This window comes from Acutalibacter sp. (genome assembly GCF_056800975.1).
Map to the genome: position 1 here is coordinate 1 of NZ_JBQISV010000110.1, position 6290 is coordinate 6290.

Below are 6290 nucleotides of genomic sequence, written 5' to 3' on the forward strand. Positions count from 1 at the left end.
AGCGCGTGGAGCTTCTCCACTCCTTGTGCCAGACTGTTTGTGCCGGTCAGCAGAGCCAGCTCCTCTTCTGAAATCTTCAAAAGGTGGCAGAGTTCCAGTCCCTCACTCATTCCGGCTATACCGGCCTCCTGGGAGGGCCACAGCGGCGGTCTCCAGTTGGGGTCATAGGAAATCATTTTGCCCAGAGAACGGGCTTTCCTGACCAGCTCCAGGGTGGTGCTGCGCCCGGGCTCAGTGGTGAGGGAGAGAGAACCAAAGTGCAATACCCGGCACTGTTCTACGGGCTCCATGTCAAGCTCCTCTGGGCGAAGCTGAGTATCCGCTCCGGGGTTGCGGTAAAAGGTGAAACTCCGGTCTCCGCTCTCCGTCAGGTGGACGAAAGCCAGAGTGGTGGGAACCAAAGGGTCATCGATCAGATTCCGGGTATCCACATGGTTTTCTTCCAAACAGCGGCGCAGTGTTCTGCCAAAGCTGTCGCTGCCTACCTTGCCGATAAAGCTGGCGGATACGCCCAGCCGGGCCAGCTGGACGGCTACATTTCCCGGCGCACCGCCAGGATTGGGATATACCGCGCCAGGAAAGCCCTCTGCCTTTACAGGAGAAAAGTCAATGAGCATTTCGCCTGTGGTGATGATATCACACATAAAAATTCATTCCCTTCGAGAAATAATATAAAATGAGCAATGAGCAGTTTGACTGATAGTTCTATTATACTAGAGGCATAAAAGAACTGTAAAGAGAAATCCTTGACTGAAAGCTTTGCGGAGTCTGGGAAGCCCTTTCTTCAGTGCATCTCGTGGAGAAAAATTTGCACATTGCCGGTGGCCATAACCTGCCGGTAGGGCTCGTCAGGGTAGACGGCCGCTGTGAACACCCGGGTGCCGCCGTCTATGTATAGCTCGCTGATGGAACGGTCGAAAATGAACTGAAGCTCCCAGTCTCCCTCATAAAATCGGGGAGCCCCAATGACGCCGTACCAGTCCCGGGCGAAGCTGGGGCTGAAGTCTTTGGCGCCGCCCTCTCTGCGGTCTATAAAGGCGCGGTTCTCCTGGTCTACTCCAAAGCGAAAAGTCTGTCCCATGGAGTTGGAAAGGGTAACGGTACCGGCTCCGCTGCCTGTGACAGTCAGCTTGAAAACCTCACCGGGCAGCGTTCCTTCACAGGGGCTGGCCGTGCCAAATGCGGCTTCGTCTCTAGGAGCCCAGGCCAGTCGGGGGCCGCCCTTGGGCGTGTCTCTCAGGGTGACAGTCCGGGGCAGCGTCATCTGGCAGCAATATTCTCCGGTGGGGGTGTCGCTGGCGTAGACATTGTTGAGAGCCCAACCCACAAACAGCCGCTCCGGCGTTCCAGAATAGGTAACGCCCGCATAGTTGTCAAAGCCAGCGTCCACAAACTCCGGCTGGTGAAAGCGTCCGTCACAGCAGAACCGGTCTCCGTCAAAGCTTCCGGTAAAATATTGGGTGCGGGCGCCGTGGTTGGGCTCATTGGGACCCATGCTGACCAGCAGCACCCACAGCTCCTCTCCGTTTACTGTCAGCGGGAATAGGTCCGGGCACTCCCACACACCTTCCGAATAGTTTCCTTCCGGGCCGAATTCCCCGGTCTTCTCCCAGCTTTTCAGGTCTCGGGAGGCATAGAACTCCACATGGTTTCCAGCGGCCAGAACCATGCCCCAGCACTCCCTGACAGGATTGTGAAAGATTTTGGGGTCGCGGAAATCAGGGAGGGTATGATTGGGGATTACCGGATTTCCCTCAAATTTGGTAAAGTTTACCCCATCCAGGCTGTAGGCGATGCTCTGCTGCTCCTGGTCATGTTCATCGTCAGAGCCGCGCATTTTGTGACTGGTATACATTGCCACAACAGGCGCTTGGTCATCTCTGCCGAAGCCAGAGCTGTTCTCCTGGTCATACACTGCGCTGCCAGAGAAGATGTAGTCCAGTTCGTCCGGCGCCAACGCTATGGGTAGATGCTGCCAATGTATCAGGTCCGTGCTGACTGCGTGATACCAGTGCATGGGTCCCCAATGGGGCTCAGGGTAGTACTGGGCAAACAGGTGGTACATTCCTTCCCGGTAAACCAGGCCATTGGGGTCGTTGATCCAGCCGGATTCTGGGGTGAAATGAAGTTGGGGCCGAAAGTCGCGTATACCTTCCGTACTCATTGAAAATCTCTCCTTTGGATGGATTCGCCTGCTGGGGACAGAGTTGATTTTTGTTAAAGAAATCATATCACGAAAGAAGGCAAAAAGTAAAGAGAGAAAAAGGGTGGAAGATGTAAAAATTTATCCGTGCACACAGGAGCAGCAAAAAGGCTGGTCGAAAGCTGCGGCCTCTTGCCAAAAAAGTTTTGCGCCAGACTTTTATGCAAAAGGGAACTTTTTCTGTGGATATTCTTGATTTGCGTACTCCCGCTTGCGTTGGCAGGCTTGTTTTTTTGTGTGGTATGTGGTAGAATAATAGAAAAGTATATCTTATTTTCGAGTGTACTTCTCTTTCGCAAAAATATTGTGGGGATTCCCTGCGGCATTGTGAGGTAGAGCCATGGTGAACAAACTCTGTATGAACTGCTTTTCCAGCTTTCGTCCGGATGAGGACGGCAGCCGGTGCCCGGTGTGCGGGTGGGACAATGCCAAGTCCCAGCCTCAGGGTCTGCTGAAATACCAGACAGAGCTCGCCTCCCGGTATGTAATTGGACGCGCCCGGTATGCCAACGGGGAAGGGATCACCTATAGCGCCCTGGACAAGACCGCCCAGAAGCTGGTGGATATCCGGGAATTTTTCCCCCGGGCCATTGCCCGCCGGGAGGGCGACAGCAGCATTGCGGCTGTCCGGGAACATAGCCGGACCTTTCAGCAGTATATGGAGAACTTTTTGGAGCTCTCAAAGAGCGTCAGCCGTCTGCGTGAGGTAACGGTGGTGGAGTCTGTTCTTGATATTTTTGAGGAGAACAGTACCATCTATACAGTATATAAAGCGGTAAATGGTGTTCCTCTGCGGCGCTATGTGGAGGAGAACGGGGGACATTTGAGCTGGAACGAGACCAGTCGCTTGTTTACCCCGGCAATCACAGCGTTGAGCCTTATCAACTCCCTGGGGGTGTGCCATCTGGCCATTTCGCCGGAATCGCTTCGGGTAACGCCTGACGGCAACCTGCTGATAACGGGATTTCATATCAATGCGATTCACCGTGCGGGGGGGCTGTTAGACCTGGACCTCTACCCCGGCTGCGCGGCGGTAGAGCAGTACAGCGCAAAAGCGGTATGCGGTGAGGTGAGCGATGTATACGCCTTGGGGGCCTGTATGCTGTTTGCCTTGACAGGGGAGCTACCTGCCGAGGCATCTCAGCGTTTACAGGACCAGAGGCTGATGATCTCGAAGGACATTTTGAAGGCGGTGCCTCCCTTTGCCGTCACGGCTATTGCCAATTCTTTGCAGATTAAGCAGGCCCTTCGCACAGGAAGTTTTGAGACCTTCCGCACAGAGCTCACCGCAGCACCGGCCCTGGCGGATGAGGTGGAGGAGACCGACGCTATCCGCCGGCTGCCGCCGGTGTCCCGGGACTTGCCCCGCCGCCGGTATACACCGCCCCCCTTTGTGTGGCTGATCGCCTCCTGTGCGATCGCCCTGGTCGTGCTGGGAATATTTGCCTCCCGTTGGTTAGGGAGTCAGGGGATGTCCTTTAGCGATCTGGGTCAGATATTTGAGGAGAGCAACGAGGAGGAGCCGGTAGAAGTACCGGATATGAGAAACCAGAACTATCAGCATTGGGAAAAGCGAACCCAGAGCGGCGAGCTGGATTTTAAGCTGAAGATATCTAGCCGTGTTTTTGACGCCAGCGCGGCTGAGGGAATTATTATCAGCCAGGTGCCGGAGCCAGGGGAGACGGTTCAGCCTGGGGGGACGGTTAGCGTTACTGTCAGCAATGGCAGCGCTACCCGCACTCTGCCGGACTATACAGGCAGCAGTTTTGCCGATTTTCAGGCGGTACTGACGGAAAACGGCTTTGTGCCCCTGAAGGAGGAGCAGCGCAGCAGCGACGTGGAGCAGGGTTTTGTGATAGGTTATAAGGACCACGAGGTGGGCGATACCCTGGACTATGGGTCTACAGTGACTGTGCTGGTCAGTGCGGGAGCAGAGGAATAGAGATACATAAAATAACGCCGGAGCAGAGGCCCCGGCGTTATTTTTATGTCTTCTCCTGATATCTTTTTACGATGCGATTGGCACATTTATAGATGTCGCCGCCGCCCAGGGTGAGAATCAAATCACCGGGTTCAGCCTTTTCCATTACATACCCGGCAATCTCCTCAAAGCTTGAGAACCAACAGCTGCCCGGCACCTTAGCCGCCAGGTCGCTGGTATGAATGCCGTACACATTCTCCTCCCGAACTGCCAGGATCTCTGTCATGATCAGATGGTCCGGGATGGCAAGAGCTTTGGCGAAGTCCTCCAAAAGGTTGTATGTGCGGGAATAGGTATGGGGCTGAAACACTGCCCAGACCTGCCGGTAGCCCATGCGCATGGCGGAGGAGAGCACCGCACTGAGCTCTGTGGGGTGGTGGGCAAAATCGTCCGCTACTGTGACCCCGTTAAACTTGCCCAGTACCTCAAAGCGTCGGTGCACCCCGGTAAAATGGCCCAGGGCCTGACAGACGGCCTCCGGCTCCACCCCCAGAGAGTGGGCGGCAGCGGCGGCGGCCAGGGCGTTTAACAGATTATGCCAGCCGGGCACAGCCAGTTCGACCCGGCCCAGGGCCTTGCCCCGGTACATCAAGGTGAAGTCCTCGCAGGCAGTGGGCTCTTCGCTGAGCTGGGCGGGGTAGTAGTCGCAGGTCTCGTTGGGGCCAAAGGTGACAATTTCCTTGCCCTTCTGGTCTGCGATTGCTTTCAGAGCCTCCTGATCGCTGCCGTTGACCACCAGCAGGCGGCTGGTCTGGTCCGCAAACTGGCGGAAGGATTTAACAATATTGTCCAGCGTTTTAAAATAGTCCAGATGGTCCGCCTCAATATTCAGAATCACGGAGACAGCGGGATGAAGCTGTAAGAAGCTGTCTACATATTCGCAGGCCTCGCAGACAATGCCGCCGCTGTTGCCGCTGAGGCAGTTGCTGCCAATCAAAGGGAGCTTGCCGCCAATAATAGCGCTGGGGTCCCGACCGGCCTCTACCAAAATCTGCGTGAGCATGGCCGTGGTGGTGGTTTTGCCATGGGTGCCGGAGACCGCTATCAGCTCCTTATATTTTTCGGTAAGCATGCCCAGCATCACTGCCCGCTCAAGGGTGGGAATTCCCTTTTCCCGTGCCGCTACCAGCTCAGGATTGTCAGGCCTGCAGGCAGCAGTATATACAAGGGCCTCCGCGCCGTCAATATTTTCCGGCCGCTGGCCCATATACACCGGGATACCCCATGTTTTTACCCGGTCCAGGGTGTCCGACTCATTCTGGTCGGAGCCGGAAATGCTGTAGCCCTTGCGCAACAGAAGCTCCGCCATGGGGCACATGCCGGAGCCGCCAATACCTACAAAGTGAATCCTCTTTACACAGTCCAATATATTTTCCATTGTCAGCTTCCTTTCTCTTAAAAAAGCGAAGGCTCTCTAACTGGTATTATATAGCATATGATGCGCAAAAGAAAGGGTTTTGTGGAAATTTTTCCTGTTGAAGGCAGAAGGGAAAAATTTTTTCTTGAGGTCAGGCTTTTTAGAGACATTTTAGAGATTGATGCTTTATAATGAAAGTGTTTTAATAGAATCATCCATTGGGAGGCCGTCTGCAATGCCCGTGATCATCTGGCGGGCTGGGCTGCTGGCCTGCTGGACATTGTCAAGGTAATATGATACAATGTAAGTGGAAAATGAAAACAGGAGGCGTACTTATGAAAAAGCTATTGGCATTGATTCTCTCCGCAGTTATTCTATTGGCCAGTCTGACCGCCTGTGCCACAAGGGATTCTCAGGCTGACGCCGGTCCTGCTGTTAGCCCCACTCCTGCCCAGCCCCGGGCAGAGGCCGGTGAAATGACCGGTAAGCTGAAAATTCTGACCGAACGCTTTTATTGGAATTACGATGAGGAGCTGACCCGTTTTAATAAGAGCTGCCCAGTATACAGCATTATCAATCAGGCGGCCAAGTACATGATGCTGGAGAACCCCGGTCTGGAGATTGAGGTGGAGGCCCTGTCCATCAATGAAGACGAGCGGGACAATGAGGTTCAGCAGCGCCGAGTGGCCCTTATGGCGGGGGATGTGCCGGACGTCTACCTGCTGCCCACTCACTCCAGCTTGGATATT

At 54.7% G+C, this 6290-nt stretch carries 5 protein-coding genes; 2 read left to right on the plus strand and 3 right to left on the minus strand.

Going from position 1 to position 6290, the window contains the following annotated elements:
* The coding region (locus ACTO5E_RS09655; RefSeq protein ID WP_482303250.1) for a carbohydrate kinase family protein at nt 1–644 on the minus strand (644 nt) is incomplete at its 3' end.
* Nucleotides 645–784: 140 nt separating this feature from the next.
* The gene (locus ACTO5E_RS09660; protein ID WP_482303251.1) at nt 785–2164 is read right to left on the minus strand and encodes a glycoside hydrolase family 32 protein; all 1380 of its coding nucleotides are present in this window, start codon (nt 2162–2164) and stop codon (nt 785–787) included.
* A gap of 379 nt (nt 2165–2543) precedes the next feature.
* Here ACTO5E_RS09660 and ACTO5E_RS09665 point away from each other — a divergent pair, with 379 nt between their 5' ends.
* On the plus strand, nt 2544–4145 hold the full coding sequence (locus tag ACTO5E_RS09665) for a PASTA domain-containing protein (protein WP_482303253.1): 1602 nt from the start codon (nt 2544–2546) through the stop codon (nt 4143–4145).
* A 43-nt stretch (nt 4146–4188) separates the two neighbouring features.
* Here the strand turns inward: ACTO5E_RS09665 and murC are convergent, their stop codons facing one another.
* The gene (gene murC / locus ACTO5E_RS09670) at nt 4189–5562 is read right to left on the minus strand and encodes a UDP-N-acetylmuramate--L-alanine ligase (RefSeq protein WP_482303254.1); all 1374 of its coding nucleotides are present in this window, start codon (nt 5560–5562) and stop codon (nt 4189–4191) included.
* 314 nt (nt 5563–5876) lie between these two features.
* On the opposite strand from murC, the gene ACTO5E_RS09675 reads away from it, so the two are divergent.
* A partial coding sequence (locus tag ACTO5E_RS09675) for a hypothetical protein (protein WP_482303256.1) occupies nt 5877–6290 on the plus strand: 414 nt, incomplete at its 3' end.